This window comes from Bacillus cereus group sp. BfR-BA-01355 (assembly GCF_022663675.1).
GTDB lineage: Bacteria > Bacillota > Bacilli > Bacillales > Bacillaceae_G > Bacillus_A > Bacillus_A thuringiensis_S.
The window spans coordinates 1-4,349 of the sequence record NZ_JAKUFY010000207.1 but is presented as its reverse complement, the minus strand read 5'-3'; the positions used below and the strand labels follow the sequence as shown (position 1 = coordinate 4,349).

Below are 4,349 nucleotides of genomic sequence, written 5' to 3'. Positions count from 1 at the left end.
CTGCTATTGATGCACCAAGCATAAGAAATACTGGAAGTAAAATTGTAAACAATGTATTCCCAAAGCTAGGAAGCTCTTTTTTATTATCTTTTTCAGCAAATTGCTCCGCTATATCTAACGGTACTTCCTTATGTATACGAGCTCCAATCCATTTCCCGTAAAGTGGACCTGATATGATTGCAGTTGGAAGTCCGACAATTAATGCATATAAAATTGTCTTCCCTACATCTGCTTTAAAAATACCAACTGCCGCCATTGCCGCTGGATGCGGTGGAACAAGTCCGTGTACGACTGACAGTCCTGCTACTAGCGGAATACCAATTGTAATAAGCGATACCCCAGTTTCTAACGCAATTGTAAATACTAACGGAATTAATAGTACAAATCCAACTTGGAAAAATACCGGAATCCCTACTAAAAATGCAACGAACATCATCGCCCAGTGAACTCGTTTCTTCCCAAAACGATTAATTAATGTGTTAGCGATACGTTCAGCACCACCAGATTCGGCCATCATTTTTCCAAGCATCGTTCCTAGTGCTAAAACTATTGCTAAAAATCCTAACGTATTACCAAGCCCTAGTTTAATAGAATCAATAATTCCTGGATCTTTTGGTGAAGTTCCAATTAAAGGCATTCCCATTGCTAATCCTACACCAATTGCTGTTAAAATTAATGCGACAAATGGATGCCATTTTACTACCGTAATAAGTAAAAGTAGTATGACAACTGCCGCTAGTACGATCCCAACTACCATTTCTCCCAATCCCCCTATTGTTTACGTTGGAAAGCAGCTATACAATCAAATTCTTCTTTCAAGCGATTGTAAAGTCGTTCATACATATAAAACATTTCTAAATATATAGCCGTATTTTCTTTATTCGGTACATGGTGATGAACAATATCAATCCAATCCTTTACCTCTTCAAGAGAATCAATTTTTCCTACAGCATATAAAGCAACTGCCGCTGCCCCAAGCGCAGATGCTTCATGACTTTCAGGTACAAGCAATTCTTTCCCCATCATATCGGACAACATTTGTCTCCAAAATGCAGATTTCGCAAACCCTCCTGAAACTCGTATTTCAGTAAGTGGCCCTGTACAATCTCTAATTGCGAGTGCTACTGAATATACACTCATACAAACACCTTCCATCACTGCACGTATAAAATGTTCTCGCTTATGTTGAAGATTGATTCCAAAGAATGTACCACGAGCATTTGCATTCCAGTAAGGTGCGCGTTCTCCAGATAAGAAAGGTAAGAACAATAGCCCATCCGCTCCAGCTGGTACGCTTTCTGCATATTTAATTAATAAATCATAAGGATCAATTCCGAGCTTTCTTGCTACTTCTTGCTCTGGACTACCAAATTCATCACGTAACCATCTCAGTAATATTCCGCCGTTATTCGTTGGACCACCGATTACCCAGTGCTCATCTGTTAATGCGTAACAAAACGTTCTCCCTTTCTCATCTGTATTTATATTTGATGAGATTGTTCGAACCGCACCACTCGTTCCAATGGTAATTGCAGCCGCACCCGGTGATATCGCCCCAACTCCTACATTTGCAAGAACCCCATCACTTGCTCCTATGACAATTGGTGTCTCTGCACTTATCCCCATCTTCTGTGCTAATTCTGGCTTCATACCTGATAAAATATATGTAGTTGGTACAGGGGTTGATAATTGTTCTGGTGACATATGTAACATAGTTAAAACATCTTCATCCCAGTTTAATGTTTCTAAATTAAATAACCCCGTAGCAGAAGCAATCGAATAATCAACTACGTAGCGTGAAAATAATTGGTAAATCACATACTCTTTAATGGAAATGAATTTATAAGCACTTGTATATAACTCTGGTTCCTCTTCTTTCATCCATAACAATTTAGAAAGTGGTGACATCGGATGAATTGGTGTACCTGTACGTCTATAAATTTCATGCCCATTCATTTGTTGTAATAATTTTTCTGATTGCTTCGTACTTCGATTATCTGCCCAAATGATAGAACGTGTTAATGGCGCACCATTTTCATCTACTGCAATTAATGCGTGCATAGCTGTACTAATACCGATTGAAGAAATATCTTCTGGTAATACATTACCCTTTTCGATGGCAACGCTTACACTTTTGTATACAGCGGCACATATTACATCAGGATCTTGCTCAGCCCATCCGACGTTCGGTTGAATAATTGGGTAATCGATTGCATGTGATGCAATGACTTTTCCTTTTTCTGTGAACACAACCGTTTTCGTACTTGTGGTACCGATATCAATACCGATTACTCTCCCCCTTGTTTCCATGCGAATCTTCCCTTCATTTCTAGCAAAATACGATTTAGTAAACCGTTTACATGAATTAGTATATAAAATATTTTTTCATTTATCAAGTTATAAAAAGAAAATTTTTTTCATATAAAAAAATAAATCTACTCATTCCATTTCACTTATACACTAAATTTAGCTACTCCTTGCGGTAAAATTACGTTATATTCGTTACGCAATACACTCTTTCCTCTCATTAACAACACATACATAGTCCTCCATACGTTCTACTCATTTGCATGAAGAAAGAGTTGAAAAGCAATATTCATTTTTAGCGGTCACATAATATCGCTATCAAGCCAAGAAAAGTAACTACCCGCAGAATGAAAATTCTGTGCATTTTGCTCTTGTTTATTGTTTTAAGTTCACTAGTCCTTTTGTCTTGATAAAAATAGAGCGCGGCCCCTACTATTACTTTTTTATCTTGTAAATATATCTTGCATACTATAAAATTCAACAGTATTTTTATTTTTCAGAAAAATAAAACAATAATATAGAATTTATTGTATAATGTTGTAAAAAGATGTCGGAGGGATTTAATGTTAAATACAATATCTCAATTCACAATTAAGCTTTCATCAATTCTTTTATCACTCTTACTATTATTAAATTTACCTTATTTATTTATCACTCAACAAGGATTTACCTTTCAACCAATTTATTTTTTTAATCAGATCGTTACCATGTTAAAACAGGTCTTCTCCCCTGAATCATTAGTGATTATAGGATCCGACCCGAAGTTTGGCCATTTCAAAAAAACACCATTATTTCCAACTGTTTTAGAACCTTACCTATATTCATTTACTATATTATTTTTAGCCTTTTTTCTTGCTCTCTTTTTATCATCTAGCACGGCATTTTTTTATTTTTTAGCAAAAGATTATATAAAAAAATGGATAAACCGAATTGTGTTCATATTAGAAGCTGTCCCTGATATGATGATGATTTGTTTGCAAATATTTTTCATATGGGTACTTCAGAAATTTGGGGAATCTCCTGTCACTATTATTTCTTTTAATGAAAATCGAGCTTATTTACTCCCTATTTTATCATTAGCTGTCTTACCTACATTACAAATGTTTCGGATGATGGTGTTATACATAAAAGAAGAACAAGGAAAACATTACGTAGAGGTTGCATATGGAAAAGGCCTTTCATCAAGTTATATATTATCCATTCATTTATTCAAAAATATATCTATCCACTTCTTCCACCATTTAAAAACGATTTTTGTTTTCTTACTTTCTAATTTATTCATTTTAGAATTTGTTTTTAATATGGAAGGCATTATTCAATTTTTATTTAATAAGGCGTTTGTTTCACCTCCAGCTACATTTATTATACTTGTTATGATTATTTTACCGTTTTACGCCATTTTCCAAATAATCTCATTCATGATGAATAGATGGAAAAAGCAATTGAAAGGAGTATCATTATGAAATCTATTTGGAAATCAAAACGCTTTTTAATCGGCTTTACTTATTTATTCATACTTATTTCAGCTAGTTTTATTTATAGTTGGTTCTTTAAAGATAACATCCCAAAACCTCCTCAGTTACTTTACAATGAAAATAACGAATTACTTGGAAAGGCCCCCTTTCCGCCTTCGTTAATTCCACCTTTTGGATCTGATCGTTTTGGAGAGTCTGTTTTCTTACAAATTGTAGAAGGAGCAAAATTTACTATTTTATTAGCCGTGGCAATTAGCTTCTTTCGAATTTTATGCGGAACATGTATAGGAATCCTCTTAAGTTTATTTGCTCCAAAACTCAAGAGATTTTTCCAGTCATGCTCAGAAGTTTTTTATTATATTCCAACTCTATTTATCGCATTCATACTTATCACGCCCGTTAATATTGTAATCACGTCAAATGCTGATGGGGTAGATCCAAATATTTCATTTACGTTTTATCAAGTACTCGTACTTATTTTCGTCGCTCTGCCTACACTTTCTTTATACATATCCTCAGAGGTTGATGAATTTATGAAACAAGATTACATCTTAAGTTCACAATTAC

3 protein-coding genes and 1 pseudogene are annotated in these 4,349 nt (G+C 34.6%); 2 read left to right on the top strand and 2 right to left on the bottom strand.

Annotated features, from left to right (window positions below; genetic code table 11):
- Both MR167_RS30625 and gntK read right to left on the bottom strand, forming a co-directional pair.
- The coding region (locus MR167_RS30625) for a GntT/GntP/DsdX family permease (RefSeq protein WP_242316182.1) at positions 1–757 on the bottom strand (757 nt) is incomplete at its 3' end.
- Between the two features lie 14 nt (positions 758–771).
- Positions 772–2,310 (bottom strand): gluconokinase, encoded by a 1,539-nt coding sequence (gene gntK, locus MR167_RS30620; RefSeq protein ID WP_000449999.1) that lies wholly within the window; start codon positions 2,308–2,310, stop codon positions 772–774.
- Between the two features lie 560 nt (positions 2,311–2,870).
- Here gntK and MR167_RS30615 point away from each other — a divergent pair.
- Together MR167_RS30615 and MR167_RS30610 are read left to right on the top strand one after the other, a co-directional pair.
- Positions 2,871–3,770: an ABC transporter permease subunit gene (locus MR167_RS30615; RefSeq protein WP_242316181.1), complete on the top strand. Its 900-nt coding sequence runs from the start codon at positions 2,871–2,873 to the stop codon at positions 3,768–3,770.
- A pseudogene (locus MR167_RS30610) lies at positions 3,767–4,349 on the top strand (peptide ABC transporter permease); the annotation flags it as partial. The gene MR167_RS30615 and the pseudogene MR167_RS30610, both read left to right, overlap by 4 nt.